Below are 24,306 nucleotides of genomic sequence, written 5' to 3' on the forward strand. Positions count from 1 at the left end.
GCTCTCAGTACTGGTTGTCAGGGCTGGGGCACGACGGCGGCGTCGACGACGCGCCCGACGCCGATGACCGCGGCCGCGGTCGCCAGGACGGCCAGACCCGCGACACCTGCGGTGACGGCGTCGTGCACCACGAGCTGCGGGATCGCGCGGTCCGGCACCGCCGCCGCGGCGATGCCGGCACCCACCAGCCCGATCCAGTTGCCCGTCATGGCAGACCGGTGGTCGCGGATACGACCTTGCCGTGCGCCGAGGATGCCGAGCGGAACCGTGACCAGCGTGACCACCGAGAGCGCGTGCAGGGCACTGAAGTGCCCGGGCCGGATCTCCTGGATCCAGAACGACGAGGCGGCCACGAACATCAGCGCGACGACCCACACCCGCCCGGCCACGCGATGCCCCTGGGTGCCGCGCGCGCCCCGGAAGAGCTGCCACGCCCCGACCAGGAGCGCGACGACGGCGGCGAAGGCATGGGTGGCGATCAGGGGTGTCATGACAGCTCCGGCTTCAGGAGGGCGAGCAGGGGGTCGGTGACCGAGCGCACCTGGTCGGCGGTGACGGTGGTCGCGGCCAGGAGCTGCTCGAACGAGGACTCCAGCAGCCGTCCCCCGTCGGCGACGAGCGTGGATCCCGCGTCGGTGAGCTGCACGACTCGACGATTGCCCGCCCCGTCCGTCCGGGTCGCGGTGACGAGCCCGGCCTCGACCAGCGACTGCACCATCCGACTGGCCGCGGGTGCGGAGACGCCACGGGCGCCGGCGAGCTCGACCTGCGTGGGCGCGCCGAGCACCTGGATCGTGACCAGGGTCAGGAACCGGCCGTAGCTGATGTCGAACGACTCGCCGAGCATGCGGTCGGCCGCGGCGTCGAGCGCCGAGACGAGAGTGTGCAGCCGGTAGGCCGGTTGCGTCGGGTCGTAGGCCACCCGACCATGGTGCACAGATTAAGTTACCTACGTCAATATGCAGTCGTCAGTGGTCTCAGGTCCACCACGTGACCCCGGCTCGCTCCTACCCTGAGCCATGACGAGGGACACCCGCGCCACGCCGGTCGAGGACCGACCGACCCTGCGCACCGCCGCCCCGTTCGTCGCGGTCGGCACGCTCGGCCTCCTCGGCCTCCTCGTACCGCCCCACCCGGAGTCGACGACACCCGTGCAGCCGTGGCACGTGGTGGCACTCTTCGCCGTCACCCTCGCGATCCTCGCTCGCAGCCTCACGTCGCCCGTACGCACCTGGGCCGATCCCGGTGCCCCGCTGTTCTTCTTCGTGGTGATCGCCGCCGCGCGCGAGGTCAGCGGCGGCGCCATGGGCGGCGGGGGCGGGCTCGTCGCGCTCCCCGTCCTGTGGTTGGCCCTGTTCGGTCGCCGCAAGGACCTCTGGCTCTCCGCCCTGGCCACCCTGGTGCTCTTCCTGGTGCCCGCACTGCTCATCGGCGATCCGCGCTACCCCACCAGCGGGTGGCGGATGGCCCTCATCTGGACGGGCGTCTCCCTCTTCATCGGCCCAGCCATCCAGGACGTCGTGCGCCGTCTCGCCGTCGAACGGCGCGAGCACCAGAAGGCGGCGGCCGAGGCGCGCGGCCTGCTGGGAGGCGCGCGACTGAGCAGCATGATCGCGACCGACCGCGCCGGGTTGATCACGTCCTTCGGCGTGGGGGCCGAGCACCTCCTGGGGTACCGAGCCGTCGAGGTCGTGGGACGCGTGAACGTCTCGTCGTTGCACGACCCGCAGGAGCTCGCGGCCACCGCGACGGCCCGCGACAGCGACCCGGGGCACGTCCTCGCCGAGCTCGCCGCCGAGGACGCGCCGAGCCAGGTCTGGACCTACCTGCGCGCCGACGGGACGAGGATCTTCGTGCGCCTCGCGGTCACCGAGCTCCGCCACGACGACGGCACCGTGGTCGGCTACCTCCACGTCGCCATCGACGCGACTGCCGCGGTCTCGGACCAGCGCCGGCTCGCGGCCGCAGAAGCCCGATGGCGCACGGTGATGGACCAGCTGCCGGACGCGACGGTCGTCGTCGTCGACCCGTCGATGACCATCGAGCTCGTCGCCGGGGCCGGGGCCATGCGTCAGGGGATCGAGGGCAAGGTGGGACAGCCGCTCGATGCCTTCTCGGGACCGGTCAACATGGCGATCTGGAACCGGCTCGTCCCGCTCGCCATCGACGGCACCACGTCGGAGGAGGACCTCGCGGCGACCCGCACCGGGGACGAGCACCACGTCGTCGTCACGCCCCTGGACACGGCGGACGGTCCACGCGCACTGATCGTGGCGCGCGACGTCAGCGCGGAGCGTCGGCGTGAGCGCGAGGTGGCTCGGGCCCGGGACCGCGCTGAGCACCTCTTCCTGGACGCGCCGCACGGCATCGCCGTCCTCGACGCCGACGGTGTCGTCCTCGAGGTGAACGGCGCACTCGAGCGGATGCTGCCGCTCCCCGCGGGAGCGCTCGTGGGCCGGAACCTCGTCGACCTCTCCCCCGACCCGGAGTCCAGCCGACGCCTCCTGGCCGAGCTCGACGAGAGCCCGGCGCGCCTCGCGACCACGTCGTGGACGTGGGAGTCCAACGACGACCACGTGGTCCACCTCTCCCTGTCGCTGGCACGACTGCGAGCCGACGAGGACACGTCGTCGGACGACATCATCGTCAACGTCGTCGACGTGTCGGACCGCCAGCGCTACGAGCTCCAGCTCACCCACATGGCCGACCACGACGCACTCACCGGTCTGGTGAACCGGCGCCGCTTCGACCGCGACCTCGAACGCCACCTCGTGGAGTGCCGCCGCACGGGGGCACGCGGCGCGCTCCTCCTGCTGGACCTGGACCACTTCAAGGAGGTGAACGACACGCTCGGGCACCGGGCCGGCGACGAGCTGATCTCCTCGGTCGCCGCGGTCCTGCGCCGCGAGCTGGGGGACGCGGACATCGTGGCGCGACTCGGCGGCGACGAGTTCGGAGTGCTCCTGCCGTCCGCGGGACCGGAGGAGGCGTCAGCGCTCGCGAACCGACTCGTCGAACGCATCCGCGACCACACGGCGACCCTCGACGGGACGCGGCGGCGGGTCACGGCCAGCGTGGGAGTCCTGCCGATCACCTACGCCGACAGCCTGTCCGGTGACGACGCCCTCGCGACGGTCGACATGCTCATGTACGACGCGAAGGACGCAGGCCGCGACCGGGCCGCCGTGCTCGGTGTCGCCCTGAACGAGGTCCCCCGTCTCGGGGCGCGACTGCGCTGGCGCGAGCGCCTCGAGCACGCGCTCGAGCACGACGACTTCGAGCTCCACCTCCAGCCGATCCAGCACGTCGCGTCGGGACGGATCACCGGCGCAGAGGCGCTGCTGCGCATGCGGGACCCCGACGGGGCTCTCGTGATGCCCGGCCGATTCCTCTACATCGCAGAACGTGCGGGTCTCATCGCGGCCCTCGACCGCTGGGTCCTTGCCCATGCGCTGCCGATCCTGACCGACCTGCAGCGGGTCCGGCCGGGCTTCGTGCTCGAGGTGAACGTGTCCGGGCTGACGATCGGCGATCCCGAGCTGGAACGGATGATCGTCTCGGCAGCCACCTCGGGTGCCTTCCCACCGCAGTCACTCGTGCTGGAGATCACGGAGACGGCGGCGGTCTCCGACCTCGAGAACGCGCGTGGTTTCGCCCGACGGGTCGCGTCGACCGGATGCCGGCTGGCCCTCGACGACTTCGGCGCGGGGTTCGGGTCCCTCTCCTACCTCAAGCACCTCGACTTCGACCTGCTCAAGATCGACGGCGAGTTCGTGGCCGACTCGCACCGCAACGGTGTCGACCGGACGATCCTGCGATCGGTGGTGGCCATGGCGAAGGCGCTCGGCAAGGAGACGGTCGCGGAGTTCGTGGCCGAGGGAGCCGTCCTCGACGTGGCGCGCGCCGAGGGCGTCGACTTCGCCCAGGGGTACGGGATTGGGCGTCCGGTCCACCACGACGACTTCGCGGCGACCTACCTCGACTGAGGCCCGGGGCCGACGGCGCGCCGGGTCAGGCGCGCACGTAGGTGACGATGTCGAACGGCACCCGCTCGGGCTCCGGTCCGACGTGCGGGACCCGGCCCGCCTCGTGCCAGCGCTCCCAGTCGATCCGCGGGAAGTACGTGTCGCCGTCCGGCGCCGCGGCCACGCGGGTGACCACCAGGACGTCGACCAGGTCGCGTTCGAGCGCCGCAGCGTAGACCTGGGCACCACCGACCAGGAACACCTCGTCGTCGAGCGATCGGGCACGGTCGAGCGCCTCGTCGAGGGAGTGCGCCACCTCGACACCCTCGGCGCTCCACCGCGGGTCGCGGGTGACGACGATGGTGGTGCGGCCCGGCAGCGGCCGGCCGATGGACTCGTACGTGGCCCGCCCCATGACCATCGGGTGGCCGAGCGTGAGCTGCTTGAAGTGGGCCAGGTCCTCGGGGAGCCGCCAGGGCAGGGCGCCGTCGACCCCGATCACCCGGTTGGCGCCCATCGCGACGACGAGCGTGGTGGTGGCGGTAGTCATGCGTGTGCTCAGACGGCGATCGGTGCCTTGATGCCCGGGTGGGGGTCGTACCCGGTGACCTTGACCGAGTCCAGGGTGAACCCGTCGATGCTCGTGACCGACGGGTCCAGCCACAGCTCGGGCAGGGGGCGCGGCTCGCGCTCGAGCTGCAGGCGGGCCTGGTCGAGGTGGTTGAGGTACAGGTGCGCGTCGCCGAAGGTGTGGACGAAGTCGCCCACCCGCAGCCCGGCGACCTGCGCGACCATGTGCGTGAGCAGCGCGTAGGACGCGATGTTGAACGGCACGCCGAGGAAGACGTCGGCCGACCGCTGGTAGAGCTGGCACGACAGGCGGCCCGGGCCCCCGTCGTCGGCCGGTGCGACGTAGAACTGGAAGAAGGCGTGGCAGGGCGCGAGCGCCATGGCGGGCAGGTCGGCCACGTTCCAGGCGCTGACGATGTGGCGCCGGGAGTCCGGGTCGGCCTTCAGCGACTCGATGACACCCACCAGCTGGTCGATCGTCTGACCGTCCGGCGTCGGCCACGAGCGCCACTGGTGGCCGTAGACCGGCCCGAGGTCGCCGTTCTCGTCGGCCCACTCGTCCCAGATGGTGATGCCGTTCTCGCGGAGCCACCGGGTGTTGGTGTCGCCCGAGACGAACCAGAGGAGCTCGCCGACGACCGACTTGAGGTGCACCTTCTTGGTGGTGACCAGCGGGAACCCGGCCGTGAGGTCGAAGCGCATCTGGTGCCCGAACACGCTGCGGGTGCCGGTTCCGGTGCGGTCGCCCTTTTCGACGCCCTCGTCGAGGATCCGGCGGACGAGGTCGAGGTAGGCCTGCATGCTCCGGAGGATACCCGCCGACGCCGACAGGTCCTGTGCGAAACTCTGGTCGTGCCCCTCGCCGAGTACGAGGCCTCCCCGCAGGAGGTCCGCCGCTTCGCCCTCCTGCAGATCGGTCTGACCGCAGGCTTCATGACGCTGATCTTCCTGGCCCTCGGCGGTACCGACGCCGATCTTCCGCCGTGGTGGCTGCTGGCGGCGCTGCTGCTGGTGGTCGTGGTCGCCGCCGTGCTCTCCGAACGAGTCTGGCTGCAGGCCTCCCCGCTCGATCCCGACGACGACCCCGACGACCTCGAGCGCCGCGCGATCGGCATCTACGCCGCGCAGACGGTGCGCAAGCTGATGTTCTGCGAGGCGTCCGTGCTGCTGGCGATCCTCGTCTCGTTCGTGGGCACCTGGGGCGGCTGGCCGATCCTGCTCGCCGGGGTCCCGGGCCTGTTCCTGCTGGGCTTCGAGACGTGGCCCGGCCTGCGCAACCTGACCATGACCGCCGCGATGCTCGAGGCCGAGGGCGCCGAGACACGACTCGTCGAGAGCTTCCGGTCGTGGTGACCGCCGACGTGAGCGTCCGGCTCGCCTGGCCCGACGACGTGGCGGCGATCGCGACCGTCCAGCAGGCCGCCTGGCGTGACGCCTTCGGGGACATGACCACCGTCGACGTCGCCCCGGCGTGGCACGCACTCCTCACGACTCCCCCGGACGCTCGCGCCCGGGTGCTCGTCGCGCTCGAGCAGGCCACGCTCCGCGGGGTGGCCTTCGTGCACCCCTGCCACGACCCCGACGCCGACCAGGTCGCCGACGGCGAGGTCGGCGAGCTGCTGGTCGACCCCGGCCACCGCGGCGAGGGTCACGGCTCGCGGCTGCTCCAGGCCGCCATCGACACGTTGCGCGCCGACGGCTTCGAGCGAGCCCGGTGGTGGCTGCCCACGACCGACGACGCCCTGCGAGCCTTCGTGGTCGGCACCGGGTGGGCCGCCGACGGGGCCCACCGTGAGCTCGCCGACGAGACCGGCGCCCACACCGTGAAGCAGGTGCGACTCGTCACCTCGTTGGTCGAGGAGTGAGCGACCGCTCCCCCGAACCACCCAGTGCCGCCCGTCGCCGAGTCGTGGCCGACTCCCTGGGGGTCGGCGTGGCCACCGGTCTCTACGGTGTCTCGTTCGGCGCCCTGGGCACCGCGTCGGGACTCAGCGTCCTGCAGACGTGCGTGCTGTCCCTGGTGGCCTTCACCGGTGCCTCCCAGTTCGCCTTCATCGGCGTGGTCGCGGCCGGCGGAGCTCCGCTGACCGGTGCCCTCACGTCCGTGCTGCTGGGCACGCGCAACCTGTTCTACGGTCTCAGCCTCGCCTCGATCCTGCGTCTCACCGGGGTGCGGAGGACCCTGGGCGCGCACCTCGTGATCGACGAGTCGACGGCCGTCGCCGTCGCCCAGCGCGACCACGTCCTCGGCAGGCTCGGGTTCTGGTGGACCGGCGCCTCGATCTACCTGTTGTGGAACCTGTCGACCCTCGCCGGCGCGCTCGCGGGCACCGCGATCGGCGACCCCCGCACCTACGGGCTCGACGCCGCGGTCGGCGCGGCGTTCCTGGCCCTGCTCTGGCCACGCCTGTCCGGAGCACTCGCCCGGGTCGTCGCGCTGGTCGGCGCCGGGGTGGCCCTGGGCCTGGTGCCGCTCTCCCCCGCCGGCGTGCCGATCATCGCCGGCGGCGCGGTGGCCGTCGCGGCAGGTCTGCTGCTGCGTGACCGGCTCGGACGGCCCGCGTCGTGAGCGCCACCTGGCTGGGCATCGTGCTCACGTGCGTCGGCTGCTACGCCCTGAAGCTCGCCGGGCTCTCGGTGCCGGAGCGGGTCCTCGAGCACCCCGCCACCCGACGTGCCGTCGACCTGATCCCGGTGGCTCTTCTCGGTGCCCTGGTGGCCGTGCAGGTGCTGGCCGACGGACAGCGCGTCGCCGTCGACGCGCGCCTGGCCGCCCTCGCCGTGGCGGCGGTGCTGCTGGTGCTGCGTGTGCCGTTCCTCGCCGTGGTGGGGGCAGCAGCCCTCAGCGCCGCCCTCCTGCGTCTGTAGCCCCGGGTCAGCTGACCACGACGGCGGCGACGTCCTCGGCGTGGTCCTCGACGACGGAGAAGTGGTCGGCGTCGAGCTCGTGCAACGTCGTGGGCCAGCCCGCGTGGTTCCACTGCCGGTGGACGGCGCGCACCTCGTCGATCGGTGTCCGCTCGTCACGCAGCCCGGTCACGAACGCGACCGTCGTCCCGCGCGCCACCGGTGGCGACGCCGGTCCGAGCATCGCGCCGCTGATCGGGTCGGCGCGAGGGAACGGAGCGGCGGCGACGCAGACCGTACGTGCGAGGCCGACCCCGAGCCGTCGCTGGTTCAGGGTGAGGCTCGCTGCTGCGACGCCCCCGCGGGACCAGCCGACGAGCACCAGACCGTCGGGATCGTGGTCAGCGGTCTCCCGGGCGAAGCGTAGGGAGGTCAGCAGGTCGGCGCGTCCGCCGTCCGAGGAGGTCACGTCCCAGTCCGGCGTGACGGTCCGGTGCCCGGACGTCGCCACGGCGGTGGCGAGTCGGGCGAGGGCGTGGCGCTCGTTCGGGCCGGAGCCGTGCCAGAGCAGGACGGTGGGACCGTCGCCGACGACGTCCGCCACCCGACCGGGCGCGTACGCGACCTCCATCAGTCGCCGAGGCCGAGGACCACGTCGAGACCGACGGTGACACCCGGCCGGTCGGCCACGTGACGCACGGCCGCCACCACGCCGGGCATGAACGACTCCCGCGTGGACGAGTCGTGCCGCAGGCTCAGGATCTCCCCCTCGCCGCCCAGGAGCACCTCCTGGGACGCGACGAAGCCACGCGAGCGCACGGCGTGCACCGTGATCCCGTCGACCTGGGCACCCCGAGCACCGTCGGGGTCGGTGGTGGTGGCGTCGGGGACCGGCGGCGAACCGGCCTCGGCGCGGGCGGCCGCGATCAGCTCGGCCGTGCGGACGGCCGTCCCCGAGGGGGCGTCGACCTTCGCAGGGTGGTGCATCTCGATCACCTCGACGGACTCGAAGAAGGGCGCGGCCGTGGCGGCGAAGCGCATGAGGAGCACCGCGCCGATGGAGAAGTTGGGCACCACGAGCACCGAGACCCCGGTGCGCTCGTGGACGGCCGTACGCACCGACCGCAGCCGCTCGCCGTCGAATCCCGAGGTGCCCACGACCACGTGCACCCCGCGCTCGATGCACCACAGGACCTGGTCGAGCGCCACGTCGGGCGTGGTGAAGACGAGGGCCACCTCGGCTCCGGACTCCCCCACCAGGTCGATGGAGTCGCCGACGTCGACCTGGGCGACGACCTCGATCCCGTCGGCGGCGTCGAGCGCCTCGACGGAGGTCGAACCCATGCGCCCACGGGCGCCCAGCACGGCTACACGAGTCATGACCTCAGGCTATCGAGCGAGCACGTCGCGCAGCACCACGAGCCCGGCGTGCAGCTCCGCGAACGACGTGGTGAGGGGCGCGAGCCCGAGCCTCACCAGGTCGGGCTCGCGGAAGTCGGGCACCACGCCACGGTCCACCAGCGCAGCCGTGACGGCGCGCGCGTCGGGGACCCGCACGGTCACGTGACCACCGCGACGTGCCGCGTCACGCGGTGTGACGACCTCGACCGGACTGCCGTCGGCGGCCAGCACGTCGAGCGCGTCGATCGCGAAGGACGTGAGCAGCACCGACTTGACCCGCACTGCGTCCACGCCCGCCTCGGCGGCCATGGCTGCACCCTCGCGCACCGCCAGCAGGCCGGCGACGTTCGGCGTCCCCGACAGCAACCGACGTGCGTCCACGGCGGGGCGGTAGTCGTCGGCCATGGCGAAGAGGTCGTCGGCGCTCCACCAGCCCGGCAGCGGCTGCTCGAGCACGGGGAGGTGGCGAGCCGCCGCGTACAGGAACGCCGGTGAGCCCGGTCCACCGTTGAGGTACTTGTAGGTGCAGCCGACCGCGAGGTCCACGCCCGCGGCGTCGAGCGCGGTGGGCACCACCCCGACCGAGTGGCACAGGTCCCACACGACCAGGGCACCGGCCGCGTGCACCCGGTCGGTGAGCGCGGCCAGGTCCAGCAGGGCGCCGGACCGGTAGTCGACGTGGCTCAGCAGCACGACGGCAGTGCGCTCGTCGAGCACGGCGTCCAACGAGTCGGTCAGGTCGCCCTCGGCGTCACGCTCGATCGTGACCAGCTCCATGCCACGGGCTGCCGCCACGTGCGACGCCAGGTAGCGGTCGGTCGGGAAGTCGCCGGCGTCGACGACGATCCGGCTGCGTCCGGGCACGATCGACGCCGCGGCGTGCAGGGCCTTCGCGATGCAGATCGACGTCGAGTCGGCCACCACCGTCTGACCGGGTGCGGCACCGACGAGGGCGCCCACCTCGTCGCCCACCTCGACCGGCAGCTCGGTCCAGCCCTCCGACCAGCCACGGATCAGACGGCTGCCCCACTCGTCACGCACGAACGAGGCGAGGCGCTCTCGCGTGCGCAGAGGCAGCCGACCCAACGAGTTGCCGTCGAGGTAGGCCACCATGTCGGCGTCGAGCACGAACTGCTGGCGGTACACGGCCAGCGGGTCGGCAGCATCGAGCGCGGCGGCGCGCTCACGGAAGTCGGTCATCTCGCGGATCGTCTCACGCCGAGGGCCGTGACCCCACCTCCCGGTCGACCGCCCGGACCGAACGCGACGAGGCCCCCACCCCCGAAGGGGTGAGGGCCTCGTGACGTGGACCGATCAGGCGTCCGTGGACTCCTCGGCGTCGGCCGGGGCCTCGTCGGTGGCGTCCTCGGGAGCTGCGTCCTCGGGGACGGGGATCAGCGAGATCTTGCCGCGGTCGCCGAGCTCGGCGATCTGGACCTGGATCTTCTGGCCCACCGAGACGACGTCCTCGACGTTGTTCACGCGCTGGCCGCCGTTGAGGTCGCGCAGCTTGCTGATGTGCAGCAGCCCGTCCTTGCCCGGCGAGAGCGCGATGAACGCACCGAAGTCGACCGTCTTGACGACGGTGCCGAGGTAGCGCTCGCCGACCTCGGGCATCGTCGGGTTGGCGATCGCGTTGATGGCGTCGCGCGCACGGTCGGCCGCACCGCCGGCCTCGCCGGCGATGTAGACGGTGCCGTCGTCCTCGATCGAGATCTTGGCGCCGGTGTCGTCCTGGATCTGGTTGATCATCTTGCCCTTCGGGCCGATGACCTCGCCGATCTTGTCGACCGGCACCTTCACCGTGATGATCTTCGGGGCGAACTCGCTCATCTCGTCGGGCGCGTCGATGGCCTCGGACATGACGTCGAGGATCGTCAGGCGCGCACCCTTGGCCTGCGTGAGGGCACCGGCGAGCACGTCGGCGGGGATGCCGTCGAGCTTGGTGTCCAGCTGCAGGGCCGTGATGAACTCGGGCGTGCCCGCGACCTTGAAGTCCATGTCGCCGTACGCGTCCTCGGCACCGAGGATGTCGGTGAGGGTGACGTACTCGGTGGCGCCGTCGACCTCACCGGAGATGAGGCCCATCGCGATGCCCGCGACCGGGGCGCGCAGCGGCACACCGGCGTTGAGCAGACCGAGCGTCGAGGCGCAGACCGAGCCCATCGACGTGGAGCCGTTCGAGCTCAGCGCCTCGGAGACCTGACGGATCGCGTAGGGGAACTCCTCCTTGGTGGGCAGGACCGGCAGGAGCGCGCGGCCGGCGAGCGCACCGTGGCCGATCTCGCGGCGCTTCGGCGAACCGACGCGGCCCGTCTCACCCGTGGAGAACGGGGGGAAGTTGTAGTTGTGCATGTACCGACGCGTGCTCTCGGGGCTCAGCGTGTCGAGCTTCTGCACCAGGTCGAGCATGTTCAGCGTGGTCACGCCCAGGATCTGGGTCTCGCCACGCTGGAACAGGGCCGAGCCGTGCACGCGCGGGATGACGCCGACCTCGGCCGACAGCTCACGGATGTCGGCGAGTCCACGACCGTCGATGCGCACCTTGTCGCGGAGCACACGCTGGCGGACGAGGCTCTTGGTGACGGCACGCAGCGCGGCACCGACCTCCTTCTCGCGACCCTCGAACTGCTCGCCGAGCTGGTCGAGCACGTCGGCCTTGATCTGGCTCTCGCGGTCCTCGCGATCGGCCTTGGAGGAGATCGTGAGGGCCTCGGCCAGCGGGCCGGAGGCGGCTGCGGCGACGGCGTCGTAGACGTCGTCCTGGAAGTCGAGGAAGACCGGGAAGTCCTGGACGGGCTTGGCCGCGGCCTCGGCGAGCTGCTGCTGCGCCTCGCACAGCTGGCGGATGAAGCCCTTGGCGGCGTCGAGGCCACCGGCCACGACCTCCTCGGTGGGCGCCTGGACACCGGACTGCACGAGGTCCCAGGTGTTCTCGGTGGACTCGGCCTCGACCATCATGATCGCGACGTCGCTGGAGCCGTCGGCCTGCGTGGCGATGCGGCCCGCGACGACCATGTCGAACACGGCGTCCTCGAGCTGGCTGTGCGTCGGGAAGGCGACCCACTGGCCGTCGATCAGGGCGACGCGGGTGGCGCCGATCGGACCGGAGAACGGCAGGCCCGAGATCTGCGTGGACGCGGAGGCGGCGTTGATGGCCAGCACGTCGTACGGGGTGTCGGGGTTCAGGGCCAGGACCGTGATGACGACCTGGACCTCGTTGCGCAGACCCTTCTTGAAGGTCGGCCGCAGCGGGCGGTCGATCAGGCGGCAGGTGAGGATCGCGTCCTCGCCCGGGCGGCCCTCACGACGGAAGAACGAGCCGGGGATGCGTCCCGCGGCGTACATGCGCTCCTCGACGTCGACCGTGAGGGGGAAGAAGTCGAAGTGGTCCTTGGGGTGCTTGCCGGCCGTGGTGGCCGAGAGCAGCATCGTGTCGTCGTCCAGGAACGCGGACACGGAGCCGGCGGCCTGGCGAGCGAGCTGACCCGTCTCGAAACGGATCGTGCGGGTACCGAAACGACCATTGTCGATGACGGTCTCGGTGGTGTGGATGGAGTCGGACATAGAAGTCCCTTCTCGCGACGGTCGTCGCGCGGTGGGACGAGCTCCGGACCTGCCGTGATGATGGCCTTCGGTCTTCGATCGAGGCCCGCGGCGCGGCGATCGCCGTCCCGAGGGCCACTACCGAGGACCGGACCCGACGTGGCGGCTCTCGTCCGTGGATGTGTCGATGTTCAGTTGTGGTGGGCGGTCGTCCAGGTCCTACGACCTGGGCGGGCCCGGATGCGGATCAGGCGGCCACCCCGACTGGGGAGACCGCCTGATCGAAGTCAGCGACGCAGACCGAGGCGCTCGATGAGCGAGCGGTAGCGCTCGATGTCCTTGGCCTGGAGGTAGTTGAGCAGCCGACGGCGCTGGCCGACGAGCAGCAGCAGGCCACGACGGCTGTGGTGGTCGTGCTTGTGCTCCTTCAGGTGCTCCGTCAGGTGCGAGATGCGCTCGGTGAGCAGCGCGACCTGGACCTCCGGGGAGCCGGTGTCGCCCTCGCTGCGGGCGTACTGCTTGATGATCTCGTCACGCGGCGTGCCGGCGACGGTGGGGGCAGCGGTCTTCTTCGACATTCTTCTCCTGGGAGGTCGTTGCACGGCGCTCCCGGGCATGTCCACCGGGGCTCTGATGATCCGTGGGCGTTGGTACGCCGCCTGCCAGGCTATCAGCGGGCGGCACCTCCAGGCGAATCGCCCGGGTCAGGACGGTCGAGCGAGCACGGCGCGGGCGGCGTCGACGTCGGCGTGCATCTGCTCGACGAGGGCCTCGACACCCTCGTAGGCCACCATCGAGCGCAGCCGCTCGACCAGCTCCACCCGGACGGTGCGTCCGTAGAGGTCGAGGTCGTGCCCGTGGTCCATCACGTAGGACTCGACCCGCCGCTCGGTGCCGGCGAAGGTCGGGTTGGTGCCGATGGACACGGCCGCCGGGTAGGCGGCGTCCCCGGTGACGAGGCGACCGGCGTAGACCCCGTCGGGCGGGACGCAGTACCCGGCGTCGACCGGGACGTTGGCGGTAGGGAAGCCGAGGTCACGGCCACGGCGGTCACCGGGGACGACCACACCGTCCACCTCGTACGGACGGCCGAGCACCGCTGCGGCCTCGGCGAGACGGGCCTCGGCGACGAGACCCCGCACCCGCGTGGACGACCAGGTGCCGGACCCGTCGTCCCCCCGCGCCTCGGCGTCCCCCACGAGCGTGAGCGCGTCGGCCGAGCAGCCGTGCTCGGCGCACAGCTCGCGCAGCACCTCCGTGGTGCCGGCGGCCTTGGCGCCGAACGTGAAGTTCTCCCCGACCACCACGTGACGGGCCCGCAGCTGCTCGACCACCACGCGCTCCACGAACTCGCGAGGTGACCAGGAGGCCATCTCGCGGTCGAAGTCGAGGACGCGGACGTGGTCGGCCCCGCGCACTCCGGGCGCCGGCTCGAGCAGCAGCTGCACGCGGCGCTCGAGCGACGTGAGACGGGCGGGGACCCGCTCGGGGGCGAAGACCGCGACCGGGTGCGGCTCGAAGGTCACGGCCACGACCGGCAGACCGCCGGCGACCTCGCGCGTCCGCTGCAGCAGTGCCTGGTGTCCTCGGTGGACGCCGTCGAACGTCCCGATGGTGACGGCGGAGTCCTCGGCGATCGGCGCGGTCGACGCCCCGCCCAGCTCTGTCCACGTGGCCACGCCAGAACTGTGCCACAGCGGCGCTCGCCGCACGCGTGCGCGGTGACGTTCGATGAGAGTTCTCTCATCGCCACCTCATCGTGGCGAGGTGCTCCGTGCGGCACAGTGTGCGCATGACGCGTTCCCGCCTCCTCGTCCCCCTCGTCGTGGGGGTCGCCTTCGTGCTGCTCGGCATCGTGGCGGCGCGCGTCGTGGCGCAGGACGACGCACCGGCCGGCGACTTCGCCCCCGTGACGGTGCCGACGACGAGCTCCACCCCGACCCCGACCCCCACGCCGTCGCCGACCCCGTCGGCGGACGACGACGACGATGACGACGACGACTACGAGCGCGTCCCCCAGACACCGCGCCCCATCGACGATGATGACGACGACGATGACGACAGGGACGACCGGGACGACGATGACGACTGACCTCCTTGCCCGGCTCCGCCGTGGACGCAGGAGCGACGCGTGGACGTGAGCCGCAGCCCCCGCTACTCCGTCCGCCAACGTCTCACCGCCGCCGTCGCGCTCCTGACGGCGGCGGCCCTCGTCGCCGTCGGTGCCACGCTCTTCGTGCTCGAGTCGCGCCGCATCGACCGCGTGATCGACACAAGCCTGGCCCAGGAGGTCGGCGAGCTGCGTCGGCTCCAGGCCGAGGGAGTCGACCCGGAGACGGGCGAACGGTTCGCCGACCCCGACCGCCTGATCGCGTTCTTCCTGTCCCGCAACGTGCCCGACGCCGAGGAGAACCTCTGGCAGTTCCCCGTCACGGGCAAGCCCACGTTCGTCGGCGAGGGCCAACGGGCGCTGCGCACCTCGCCGCGCTTCCCGGCCCTGGTCGAGCGGCTCCAGACCGCAGGCGGCGTGGCCGACCTGACCGTCGCCGACCGCGACTACCGCGTGGCGGTCCAGCCGGTGGAGCAGGGATCCGAGCGCGCCTCCTTCGTCGTCTCGCACGACGTGAGCGAGTCGCGCAACCAGCTGGACGAGCTGATGGTCACCTACGCCCTGCTCAGTGCGCTGTCGGTGGTGCTGATCTCCGCGATCGCGTCGTGGCTCGCCGGCCGACTCCTCTCCCCCGTGCGCCGCCTCCGTGAGACCGCGCAGGGGATCACCGAGGGTGACCTGAGCGGACGGCTCGAGGTGAGCGGCAACGACGACCTGAGCGAGCTGCAGCGCACGTTCAACGACATGCTCGACCGCCTGGAGGAGGCCTTCGCCAGCCAGCGTCGACTCCTCGACGACGCCGCGCACGAGCTGCGCACCCCCCTCACCGTCCTGCAGGGGCACCTGGAGGTCCTCGACCTCACCGACCCCGACGACGTGCGCACGACCCGCGTGCTGCTGCTCGACGAGATCGACCGGATGACCCGGCTCGTGAACGACCTCCTGCTGCTCGCCAAGGCCGAGCGTCCGGACTTCGTGCGGCTCGAGCGCACCGACGTCGAGGCCCTGACGGTCGGTGTGCTGGAGCGAGCCCGCGGGCTCGCGGAGCGTTCCTGGGTGCTCGACGGCGTCGCGCGCACGACGGTGGAGGTCGATCCACAACGCATCACCCAGGCGCTGCTCCAGCTGGCGGACAACGCCGTCCGCCACACGGCCGCCGGTGACGAGATCGGCATCGGATCGCGCCTGCACGAGGGGAACGTCGAGCTGTGGGTCCGCGACACGGGCTCCGGCGTCTCGCCCGCGCTGCGTGAGACGATCTTCGAGCGCTTCTCGCAGGGCGAGGACGAGCACGCCGGCTTCGGCCTCGGGCTCTCCATCGTCGCGGTGATCGCCCGGGCCCACGAGGGCCAGGTGGTGCTCGACGAACCCGGCACTGATGGGCCGAGAGCCGACGAGCACGGCACGAGCGACCATGGACCGACCAGTGGCACCGGCGCGACGTTCCGGCTGGTCGTCCCGGCAGGAGGACAGTGGTGAACCGGATCCTGGTGGTCGAGGACGAGGACCGCATCGCCTCGTTCGTCTCCAAGGGCCTCAAGGCCGAGGGGTTCACCCCCACGGTGGTCGCGGACGGCGTGAGCGGGCTCGACTACGCCCTCACCGGCCCGTTCGACCTGATGATCCTCGACATCGGCCTGCCCGGCCTGGACGGGTTCACCATCCTCGAGCGTGTGCAGGCCGAGCGCCCCGAGCTGCCGGTCATCGTGCTGACCGCCCGCGACTCGGTGACCGACACGGTCCAGGCGCTGGAGGGCGGCGCCGCCGACTACATGAGCAAGCCGTTCCGCTTCGCCGAGCTGCTGGCCCGTGTGCGGCTGCGGCTCCGCTCCCCCGCCCAGGCCGCCCCGGACGACGAGCTCGTGGCCGGCGACGTCCGGCTGGACCTGCGTCGGCGGCGGGCCTACGTCGGCGAGCGCGAGGTGGAGCTCTCGGCCCGCGAGCTCTCGCTGGCCGAGGTCCTCATGAGCCACCGTGGTCAGGTCCTGTCGCGTGAGCAGCTGCTCTCGCACGTGTGGGGCTACGACTTCGACCCCGGCTCCAACGTCGTGGACGTCTACGTCGGGTACCTGCGACGGAAGCTGGGTGCCGAGCTCGTCACCACCGTGCGGGGGCTGGGGTACCGGGTGGACTGAGGTCCGCCCGGCATACTGCGTCGCCGTGGCTGGGTCTTTCCGTGCTGCTGCGTCGCTGCCGCAGGGGCTTCGCTTGCTGCTGCGTCGCTGCCGTAGGGGCTTCGCTTGCTGCTGCGTCGCTGCCGTGGGGCCTTCACGTGCTGCTGCGTCGCTGTGGCTACGAGTGGGCGCGGTCTCCGAAAGGGCCTCGACCGGACCGGGGGTCTGGGCTCGGCTGGGTCTGCGGGGCGCGGCCACGATTCTTCTTCTGTGCGGGATACGCGCACGATTCTTCCTTCGCGTGGACCGTGCCTCGCGAAGGAAGCATCGTGGCGAGGAAAAGGGCCCCGTACGGGCAGGGATTCTCCCTTTTGGTGGACCGTCCCACGCAGAAGGAGAATCCCTGCCCATCCGTCGTGCACCATCGCCCGCGGACGCAGGGTTCTGCCTTCGCGTGCAGGACCCCGAACGATGCTGCGTTCACGACGGGATCCGGACAGGAACGCAGCATCCTTCAAGCTCTCACGCTCCAACGCAGAATCTTGCGTCCCCCGACCCGCGCTCCGAGAACTCACCCGTGCCCAGACCCGACCGCCGGTCGAGGCCCTTTCGGAGCGCAGGTCGACTCGCAGCCACAGCGACGCAGCAGCAGGACGAAGCCCCACCCAAGCGACGCAGCAGCGAGCGAAGCCTTAGCCGAGCGACACAACCGCAGGTCGAGACCCGGACGGACGGCTACGCAACGACGAAGAGGCTCAGCGCTTCAGCGTGAACCCCGACAACCGGGCGCTGGGCAGGCCGGCGATCATCGGCTCGAGGTCGTGCGCGATCTGCGTCGGCGTGGGGCGCGCCGCCGGGTCGGGGTCGAGGCAGCGGCCGATGAGGTCGGCGGCGCCCGGGTGCACGTGGGCGGGAAGCGGCTTCGGCTCGTCCTGCAGCTGGGCCCAGCGCGGGTCGCGGTCGAAGGCGCGGAAGCCGGCCGCGGCGCGGAACAGCGTGGCGCCGAGCCCCCAGACGTCGGCCGCGGGACCGACGGTGCCGCGCTCCCCCGGCAGGCACTGCTCGGGGGCCATGTACTCGTCGCTGCCGACCGCGTGGTCGAGGGCGGCGGCCTCGGAGGCGTCCAGGGCGACGGACAGGTCGATCAGCTGGGCCGGCGAGCCCATGATGACGTTGCTCGGCTTGATGTCGAGGTGGAGGACGTCCTCACCGTGCAGGTAGTGCAGCACCGACGCGAGCTCGAGCGCCAGCGGCAGCAGCTGGTGCTCGGGGACCGCACCGTGCTTGCCGATCAGGCGCGAGAGATTGGGACCGTCCACGTGCTCCAGCACGAAGTACGGCCGCTCGGCCTCGTCGTCGTAGGAGAAGACCCGCGTGATGCCCGGGTGCGCCAGCCGCGACAGCAGCCCGATCTCGCGGTCGAAGCCGGCGCGCGAGGCGGGGTCCTCCACGTGGCCGGGCCGCAGCACCTTGACGACAACGGGGGCGTGCAGGCGCTCGTCGAAGGCGAGCCACGCCTCGTAGACGGTGCCTCCCCCGAGGTCCTTCACGGCCGTGAGGCCGGGGGCGATCTCGTCGCCCCCGGCCATGCCCCAGCGGTCGTCGGACATCAGCTGTTCGTGTCGTTCGTCGGGGCGGTGTTCTTGGTCGGGGCGCTCGGCGCGGTGTTCTTCGTGGGCGCCGACTGGACCGTCTTGGCGGTGTTCTTGGTGGGAGCCGACTGCACCGTCTTGGCCGTGTTCTTCGTCGGCGCGGTGTTCTTGGTCTGCGCCGTGTTCTTGGTGTTGGCCGTGGGGGCCGTGTTCCGGGTCTGCGCGGTCTGAGCCGTGTTGGCCGTCTGCGCGGTCACCTGCGTGTTGAGGTCGTCGTCGCGGCCGTCGCGGTCGTCGTCATCGTCGTCGGCGGCCGGCACCGTCCACGAGGTGCTGGTGTCCTCGCGCTTGAGGGCGGGGTCGCGGTCGGTGTCGTCGGCGTTGGCCGCCGACAGGGCGAACCCGGCGGTGCCGAGGGCGAGGGTGCCGGCGACGGCGGCGATTCCGGTGCGGACTGAGAGCTTCATGGTTCCTCCTGGTGTCGATGTGATGCCCTCACTCTCGCCAGCGCCCGTGAGCCCTCCGTGAGACCCCGATGAGAGGACTCTCATGCGCGGGTCCGCACCGGTCACGCACCTCAGAGCAGGGGTCGCAGCGGGGTGAGCAGCAGCTCGCACGCCCGGGCCACGAACGGCCGCGACTGCCACTGCTCGAGGGTGAGCTCGCGGCAGTTCTCCAGGTCCGTCTCGAAGACCCGCTCGAGATGCTCGGCGAGGTTCGGGTCGATCACCTCGAGGTTGATCTCGTAGTTGCCCGTGAGGCTCAGTCGGTCGATGTTGGCGGTGCCGACCGTCGACCAGTGGCCGTCGATCGTCATGGTCTTCGCGTGCACCATCGCGTCCTGGTACAGCTGGATCCGCACGCCGTGCCTCAACAGCTCGCCGTAGAACCCGCGCGACAGCCAGTCCGCCACGACGTGGTTGCTGATCTCGGGCACGATGATCGTCACCTCGACGCCCCGTGACCGCGCGTCGAGGAGCGCCCGCAGGATGTCGTGGTCGGGGATGAAGTAGGCCGCCGTGATGTGCACGTGGTGCCGCGCACGGTCGATCGCCTCCAGGTACATCCCGCGGATCGGGAACACCAGCTGCTGCGGGACGTTGCGGTGGGCCCGCACCGTCGGCTCCCAGCTGGCCTCGCCCAGGGGCTCGATCCGCACCGGGTGGCGGTCGTTCCAGAAGTCGATGAACGCGTTGTCGAGGTCCCACACCGCGGCGCCCTCGACCTTCAGGTGCGTGTCGCGCCACTGCGTCGCGTAGAGCGACCCGACGTTGTAGCCGCCCACGAAGCCGACCTGGTCGTCGACGACGAGGATCTTGCGGTGGTCACGCCCCCACCGGCGCGGGTTGAAGGGCTGCAGCCCGGAGTTCAGGACGGGGAACCGCAGCACGTGCACGCTCGGCGGGAAGCGCAGGAAGGACCGCGGCACGACGAGGTTGGCGAACCCGTCGTAGATCACGTGCACGTGGACGCCTCGTTCGGCAGCGGCCACGAGCTCCCGCTTGAACTCGGCACCGACCTCGTCGGCCTTGAGGATGAAGGTCTCGAAGAGCACACGGGTCCGGGCGCCACGGATGGCCGCCAGCATGTCGGCGTAGAGGTCCTCGCCGTAGGTGTACGTGGTGGCGTGGTTCTCCTGCCCGACGGGCAGCGTCAGCGGCGCGACGGTCGGGAAGGGCTTCTGCCCGCCGGCGCGCAGGATCTTGCGCACCTTGGTCGTGAGCATCAGGCCCGAGACGATTCCGACGACGGAGAGGAACCAGGTCTGCAGGGGGCGCCAGAGGAGACCTCGGGTCGAGATGCGAGCCACGGCGTCACCCTAGGACATCGTGCGACCGACGCGTCCTCGTTCGGTGCCGCTCACACGAAGACGGCGACCGCCCGGGCGTCGGGGCCGCGCTGCTCGTAGAGCGCGAGGAAGGCTCCGTCGGGCGCGAACAGCGCCACCGGGCCGTCGTGACCGAGAGCCGTGCCGGTGAGCGCGCGCCCGAACCGCACCTCCTGAGCGGCGGACTCGTCGAGGTCGATCGACACGAACGCCGCCCGCGCCGCAGCGTCGAGATCCACGTGGGTCCACGAACGCTCGAGCTCCTCGAGCGTGCTGGCGACGTCGAGGCCGAAGCCGCCCACCCGGGTGCGCCGCAGCATGGTCAGGTGGCCGCCCACCCCGAGCGAGGCGCCGAGGTCGCGTGCGAGCGCGCGGACGTAGGTGCCGCTGGAGCACACGACCCGGGCGTCGACGTCGACCACGGGGGTGCCGTCGACGTCGACGTGGCGCACGTCGGTGACCTCGAAGGTCGAGACCGTGACCGGCCGCGCCGCCAGCTGGACGTCCTCGCCGGCCCGGACCCGCGCGTAGGACCGCTTGCCGTCGACCTTGATGGCCGAGACCGCGGTCGGCACCTGCTCGATGTCGCCGGTCAGCGGCAGCACCGCGGCCCGGACGTCGGCCTCGCCGATGCCGGAGGCGTCGACCTGCTCGAGCAGGTCCCCCTCGGCGTCGTCGGTCACGGTGGTCTGCCCCAGCCGCATCGTGGCGAGGTACTCCTTGTCGGCCAGCTGCAGGTGGCCGAGCAGCCGCGTCGCACGTCCGACCCCGAGCACGAGCACACCCGTGGCCATCGGGTCGAGCGTCCCGGCGTGACCGACCTTGCGCGTCCCGGCCAGGCGTCGGGTGCGCGCGACGACGTCGTGCGACGTCCACCCTGCGGGCTTGTCGACGACGACCAGCCCCGCGGGGCTCATGCGCGTCCGTCGTCCTCGTCGTCCTCGTCGGACGACTCGTCCGTGCGGGGCTGCTTGTACGGGTCGGGGTCGCCGGCGTACTGCGCGCCGGCCGACTCCGCGGCCACGCGCTCGTCGATCTCGCGCGCCCTGGCCAGCAGGTCCTCGATCTGGCGTGCCGTCTCGGGCACCGCGTCGAGGAAGAACTCGAGCGTGGGCGTGTGCCGCGTCCCGAGCTGCTTGCCGACCTCGGCCCGCAGGAGCCCGGTGGCGCTGCGGAGCGCGGCGCCTGTGTCGGCGATGGCCCGCTCGTCACCCATGACGGTGTAGAACACCGAGGCGTTCTGGTTGTCACCGGTGAGCCGGACGTCGGTGATGGTCACGAAGCCGAGACGCGGATCCTTGACCCGACGCTCGAGCATCTGGGCGATGATCACCTTGATGCGGTCAGCGAGCTGCTGGGTGCGCTGTCCGGCCATGATTCCTCCTCGTCCGGCACCCTCGTGCCGGGTCAGTACAGGTGCTGGGTCGGGCCCGACGGGTGTCGGGCCCGACCCGGGTCACCTCAGGCGCGCGGCTTCTCGCGCAGCTCGAACATCTCCACGACGTCGTCGATCTTGATGTCGCCGTAGCCACGGAGCACCAGACCGCACTCGAAGCCCTCGCGGACCTCGGACACGTCGTCCTTCTCGCGCCGCAGGCTCGAGAGGTCGAGGTTGTCGGCCACCACGGCACCGTCGCGCAGCAGGCGAGCCTTGGCGTTGCGCCGCAGCGTGCCGCTCGTGACCATGCAGCCGGCGATGTTGCCGATCTTGGACGAGCGGAAGATCTCGCGGATCTGCGCCGTGCCCAGCTGGACCTCTTCGAACTCGGGCTTGAGCATGCCCTTGAGGGCCGCCTCGATCTCGTCGATCGCCTGGTAGATCACCGAGTAGTACTTGATCTCGACGCCCTCGCGGTCGGCGAGCTCGGTGGCCTTGCCCTGCGGCCGGACGTTGAAGCCGATGATGACGGCGTTCGACGCGGCAGCCAGGTTGACGTCGGTCTCGGTGATCGCACCGACGCCGCGGTCGATGACCCGCAGGTCGACCTCCTCGCCGACGTCGATGTTGGCGAGCGCGTCCTCGAGCGCCTCGACCGAGCCGGAGCCGTCACCCTTCAGGATGAGCAGCAGCTCGTCGGTCTCGCCCTTCTCCATCGAGGACATGAAGTCCTCGAGGGTCCGGCGACCACTGCGCTTGGCGAGCAGTGCGTTGCGCTCGCGCGCCTCGCGCTTCTCGGCCACCTGGCGAGCCAGGCGGTCGTCGGCGACGACCATGAAGTTGTCGCCGGCGCCGGGAACGGCGGTGAGGCCGAGCACGAGCGCGGGACGCGACGGCGTGGCCTCCTCGATGTTCTCGCCGTGCTCGTCGAGCATCGCGCGGACACGACCGAAGGCCGGTCCGGCGACGAGCGAGTCGCCGACGCGCAGGGTGCCGCGGTGCACCAGCACCGTGGCGACCGGGCCGCGACCGCGGTCCAGGTGCGCCTCGATGACCAGGCCCTCGGCGTTCTGCGTCGGGTTGGCGCGCAGGTCGAGCTCGGCGTCCGCCGTCAGCACGACGGCGGCGAGCAGGTCCTCCAGGCCCGTCCCGGCCTTGGCCGAGACGTCGACGAACATCGTGTCGCCGCCGTACTCCTCGGGCACGAGTCCGTACTCGGTGAGCTGGCCGCGAGCCTTGGTCGGATCGGCGTCGGGCTTGTCGATCTTGTTGACCGCGACGACGATCGGCACGCCGGCCGCCTTCGCGTGGTTGAGCGCCTCGACCGTCTGCGGCATGACGCCGTCGTCGGCCGCGACCACGAGGATCGCGATGTCGGTCGCCTGCGCACCACGGGCACGCATGGCCGTGAAGGCCTCGTGACCGGGGGTGTCGATCAGGGTGATGCGACGCTCGTCGCCGTCGACCTCGGTGGCGACCTGGTAGGCGCCGATGGTCTGCGTGATGCCACCGGCCTCCTTGTCGACGACGTTGCTGGAGCGCAGCGCGTCGAGGAGCTTGGTCTTGCCGTGGTCGACGTGACCCATGACCGTGACGACCGGCGGCCGCGCGATGAGGTCGTCGTCGTCGCCCTCGTTCTCGCCGAACTCCAACGAGAACGACTCGAGCAGCTCGCGGTCCTCGTCCTCGGGCGAGATGACCTCGACCGTGTAGTTGAGCTCCTCGCCGAGCAGCTGCAGCGTCTCGTCGTTGGCCGACTGGGTGGCCGTGACGACCTCGCCCAGGTGGAACAGCACCTCGACGAGCGATGCCGCGTCGACGCCGATCTTGTCGGCGAAGTCGCTCAGCGACGAACCGCGGGTGAGACGGATCGTCTCGCCGTTGCCCTTGCGCACACGCACGCCGCCGATGGCGGGCGCCTGCATCTGGTCGAATTCCTGACGCTTCGCGCGCTTGCTCTTGCGTCCGCGTCGGACCGGGCCACCGGCGCGACCGAACGCGCCCTGCGTGCCACCGCGGCCACCGGGACGGTTGCCGCCGGGACGACCGCCGGGGCCACCGAAGCCGCCACCGCCGCCGGGACGACCGGCGAAGCCGCCGCCACCGCCACCGCCGGGACGACCGCCGGGAGCGCCGCCACCACCGGGTCGGCCACCGGGACCACCGGGACGGCCGCCGGGGCCGCCACGGCCACCGGGGCCGGGACGGGAGCCGGCCAGACCGGACTGCTTGGGCATCATGGCCGGGTTGGGACGCGGCATGCCCGGGCGACCGCCCGGCGCAGGAGCCGCTCCACCCTCACGGGCGGCCGGCGGGCGCGGGGGACGGTCCTGCTGCATGCCCTGGCGCGACGAGAACGGATTGTTGCCCGGGCGGGCACCGCCACCGCGCGGTCCCGGACGGGGTCCGGGAGCGGCCGGCTTCGGGCCGGGCTGCGCCGCAGGTGCCTCCGGAGCGGCCTCGGCCGCCGGGGCCTCCGGCTCGGCCGGACGACGCGGACCGGGACGCGGGCCGGGTGCCGGCGCGGCCTTGGGCGCCGCAGGGGCAGGAGCCTCCGCGGCGGGCTCGGCCGCAGCGGGCTGCTCGACGGGCGCGGGGGCCTCGGGGGCCTTGGCCTCGGCCTGGGCCGGTGCCTCCGGCTTGGCCGCAGGCGCCTTCTTGGCAGCCTTCTTCGCACCCTTGTCGCGCAGGGTGTCGCCGTGCTCCTCCTTGAGGCGGCGGACGACCGGCGCCTCGACGGTGGACGACGCGGACTTCACGTACTCACCCATGTCCTTCAACGTGGACAGGATGTCCTTGCTCTGGACTCCGAGCTCTCGTGCGAGCTCGTGGACTCTGACAGCCACTGTTCTCCTTCAGGGGGGTCCGCCCGCCCTGAAGGAGGTGCGGACCCTAGTTGACGTGCAGGCTCATCGGTTGGTTCTCATCGAGAGCTCATGAGCGGTTGCTCCGTTT

24 protein-coding genes are annotated in these 24,306 nt (G+C 71.6%); 8 read left to right on the plus strand and 16 right to left on the minus strand.

Features of this window, described 5'->3' with window-relative positions; translation table 11 throughout:
- Window positions 1-17: 17 nt before the first annotated feature.
- Together ASF37_RS02040 and ASF37_RS02045 are read right to left on the minus strand one after the other, a co-directional pair.
- Window positions 18-491 carry a DUF2306 domain-containing protein gene (locus tag ASF37_RS02040; protein WP_056578892.1) on the minus strand — a complete coding sequence of 158 codons (474 nt, stop codon included), beginning with the start codon at window positions 489-491 and terminating at the stop codon, window positions 18-20.
- Window positions 488-922 (minus strand): MarR family winged helix-turn-helix transcriptional regulator, encoded by a 435-nt coding sequence (locus ASF37_RS02045; RefSeq protein ID WP_056578895.1) that lies wholly within the window; start codon window positions 920-922, stop codon window positions 488-490. The genes ASF37_RS02040 and ASF37_RS02045 overlap by 4 nt, the downstream gene beginning before the upstream one ends.
- 97 nt (window positions 923-1,019) lie before the next feature.
- Between ASF37_RS02045 and ASF37_RS02050 the strand changes: the two genes are divergently transcribed.
- Entirely contained in the window at window positions 1,020-3,986 is a 2,967-nt protein-coding gene (locus ASF37_RS02050; RefSeq protein WP_056578898.1) for an EAL domain-containing protein, read from the plus strand.
- 25 nt (window positions 3,987-4,011) lie between these two features.
- Here the strand turns inward: ASF37_RS02050 and ASF37_RS02055 are convergent, their stop codons facing one another.
- Both ASF37_RS02055 and ASF37_RS02060 read right to left on the minus strand, forming a co-directional pair.
- Window positions 4,012-4,515 carry a dihydrofolate reductase gene (locus ASF37_RS02055; RefSeq protein ID WP_056576951.1) on the minus strand — a complete coding sequence of 168 codons (504 nt, stop codon included), beginning with the start codon at window positions 4,513-4,515 and terminating at the stop codon, window positions 4,012-4,014.
- Window positions 4,516-4,523: 8 nt separating this feature from the next.
- Window positions 4,524-5,336, minus strand: a complete 813-nt coding sequence (locus tag ASF37_RS02060; protein WP_056578901.1) for a thymidylate synthase — start codon at window positions 5,334-5,336, stop codon at window positions 4,524-4,526.
- Window positions 5,337-5,387: 51 nt separating this feature from the next.
- Between ASF37_RS02060 and ASF37_RS02065 the strand changes: the two genes are divergently transcribed.
- The 4 genes from ASF37_RS02065 to ASF37_RS02080 are packed head-to-tail and all read left to right on the plus strand — an operon-like array spanning window position 5,388 to window position 7,403.
- A complete protein-coding gene (locus tag ASF37_RS02065; protein WP_055967467.1) occupies window positions 5,388-5,888 on the plus strand; it encodes a hypothetical protein in 501 nt (166 codons plus the stop codon).
- The gene (locus ASF37_RS02070; protein WP_055967464.1) at window positions 5,882-6,400 is read left to right on the plus strand and encodes a GNAT family N-acetyltransferase; all 519 of its coding nucleotides are present in this window, start codon (window positions 5,882-5,884) and stop codon (window positions 6,398-6,400) included. The genes ASF37_RS02065 and ASF37_RS02070 overlap by 7 nt, the downstream gene beginning before the upstream one ends.
- Window positions 6,401-6,444: 44 nt before the next feature.
- On the plus strand, window positions 6,445-7,104 hold the full coding sequence (locus tag ASF37_RS02075) for an AzlC family ABC transporter permease (protein WP_235492948.1): 660 nt from the start codon (window positions 6,445-6,447) through the stop codon (window positions 7,102-7,104).
- Window positions 7,101-7,403: an AzlD domain-containing protein gene (locus tag ASF37_RS02080; protein ID WP_055967458.1), complete on the plus strand. Its 303-nt coding sequence runs from the start codon at window positions 7,101-7,103 to the stop codon at window positions 7,401-7,403. The genes ASF37_RS02075 and ASF37_RS02080 overlap by 4 nt, the downstream gene beginning before the upstream one ends.
- Window positions 7,404-7,410: 7 nt before the next feature.
- Here the strand turns inward: ASF37_RS02080 and ASF37_RS02085 are convergent, their stop codons facing one another.
- The 6 genes from ASF37_RS02085 to ASF37_RS02110 all read right to left on the minus strand — a co-directional run bounded on the left by ASF37_RS02085 (window position 7,411) and on the right by ASF37_RS02110 (window position 14,008).
- Complete coding sequence (locus ASF37_RS02085) at window positions 7,411-8,013, minus strand: alpha/beta hydrolase (RefSeq protein ID WP_056554208.1); 603 nt, start codon at window positions 8,011-8,013, stop codon at window positions 7,411-7,413.
- Entirely contained in the window at window positions 8,013-8,762 is a 750-nt protein-coding gene (gene dapB / locus ASF37_RS02090; RefSeq protein ID WP_055967452.1) for a 4-hydroxy-tetrahydrodipicolinate reductase, read from the minus strand. Before dapB ends, ASF37_RS02085 begins: the two co-directional genes overlap by 1 nt.
- 9 nt (window positions 8,763-8,771) lie before the next feature.
- Window positions 8,772-9,983, minus strand: coding sequence for a kynureninase (kynU, locus tag ASF37_RS02095; protein WP_055967449.1), 1,212 nt, complete (start codon window positions 9,981-9,983; stop codon window positions 8,772-8,774).
- Between the two features lie 114 nt (window positions 9,984-10,097).
- Complete coding sequence (locus ASF37_RS02100) at window positions 10,098-12,350, minus strand: polyribonucleotide nucleotidyltransferase (protein WP_055967446.1); 2,253 nt, start codon at window positions 12,348-12,350, stop codon at window positions 10,098-10,100.
- Between the two features lie 266 nt (window positions 12,351-12,616).
- Window positions 12,617-12,907 carry a 30S ribosomal protein S15 gene (rpsO, locus tag ASF37_RS02105; protein ID WP_055967444.1) on the minus strand — a complete coding sequence of 97 codons (291 nt, stop codon included), beginning with the start codon at window positions 12,905-12,907 and terminating at the stop codon, window positions 12,617-12,619.
- Window positions 12,908-13,033: 126 nt separating this feature from the next.
- Complete coding sequence (locus tag ASF37_RS02110) at window positions 13,034-14,008, minus strand: bifunctional riboflavin kinase/FAD synthetase (RefSeq protein ID WP_235499150.1); 975 nt, start codon at window positions 14,006-14,008, stop codon at window positions 13,034-13,036.
- 113 nt (window positions 14,009-14,121) lie between these two features.
- Between ASF37_RS02110 and ASF37_RS02115 the strand changes: the two genes are divergently transcribed.
- Genes ASF37_RS02115 through ASF37_RS02125 form a run of 3 tightly spaced genes read left to right on the plus strand, consistent with a single transcriptional unit; the run spans window position 14,122 to window position 16,574 of the window.
- Window positions 14,122-14,421: a hypothetical protein gene (locus ASF37_RS02115; protein ID WP_055967441.1), complete on the plus strand. Its 300-nt coding sequence runs from the start codon at window positions 14,122-14,124 to the stop codon at window positions 14,419-14,421.
- 39 nt (window positions 14,422-14,460) lie between these two features.
- On the plus strand, window positions 14,461-15,918 hold the full coding sequence (locus tag ASF37_RS02120; RefSeq protein WP_056578906.1) for a cell wall metabolism sensor histidine kinase WalK: 1,458 nt from the start codon (window positions 14,461-14,463) through the stop codon (window positions 15,916-15,918).
- On the plus strand, window positions 15,915-16,574 hold the full coding sequence (locus tag ASF37_RS02125) for a response regulator transcription factor (RefSeq protein ID WP_055968550.1): 660 nt from the start codon (window positions 15,915-15,917) through the stop codon (window positions 16,572-16,574). Before ASF37_RS02120 ends, ASF37_RS02125 begins: the two co-directional genes overlap by 4 nt.
- Window positions 16,575-17,308: 734 nt before the next feature.
- Here ASF37_RS02125 and ASF37_RS02130 read toward each other — a convergent pair.
- The 6 genes from ASF37_RS02130 to infB form a co-directional block, all read right to left on the minus strand.
- Entirely contained in the window at window positions 17,309-18,163 is an 855-nt protein-coding gene (locus tag ASF37_RS02130) for a serine/threonine-protein kinase (protein ID WP_056578909.1), read from the minus strand.
- The gene (locus ASF37_RS02135) at window positions 18,163-18,612 is read right to left on the minus strand and encodes a hypothetical protein (RefSeq protein ID WP_055967432.1); all 450 of its coding nucleotides are present in this window, start codon (window positions 18,610-18,612) and stop codon (window positions 18,163-18,165) included. The genes ASF37_RS02130 and ASF37_RS02135 overlap by 1 nt, the downstream gene beginning before the upstream one ends.
- Before the next feature lie 110 nt (window positions 18,613-18,722).
- Entirely contained in the window at window positions 18,723-19,955 is a 1,233-nt protein-coding gene (locus ASF37_RS02140; RefSeq protein ID WP_055967429.1) for a phosphatidylserine/phosphatidylglycerophosphate/cardiolipin synthase family protein, read from the minus strand.
- 50 nt (window positions 19,956-20,005) lie between these two features.
- Window positions 20,006-20,890, minus strand: coding sequence for a tRNA pseudouridine(55) synthase TruB (gene truB, locus ASF37_RS02145; protein WP_056578913.1), 885 nt, complete (start codon window positions 20,888-20,890; stop codon window positions 20,006-20,008).
- Window positions 20,887-21,348, minus strand: coding sequence for a 30S ribosome-binding factor RbfA (gene rbfA / locus ASF37_RS02150; RefSeq protein WP_055967423.1), 462 nt, complete (start codon window positions 21,346-21,348; stop codon window positions 20,887-20,889). Before rbfA ends, truB begins: the two co-directional genes overlap by 4 nt.
- A gap of 86 nt (window positions 21,349-21,434) precedes the next feature.
- On the minus strand, window positions 21,435-24,197 hold the full coding sequence (infB, locus tag ASF37_RS02155; RefSeq protein WP_055967420.1) for a translation initiation factor IF-2: 2,763 nt from the start codon (window positions 24,195-24,197) through the stop codon (window positions 21,435-21,437).
- Window positions 24,198-24,306 lie beyond the last annotated feature (109 nt).

Origin of the sequence: Aeromicrobium sp. Leaf289 (genome assembly GCF_001423335.1) — a bacterium.
Taxonomy (GTDB): Bacteria; Actinomycetota; Actinomycetes; order Propionibacteriales; family Nocardioidaceae; genus Aeromicrobium.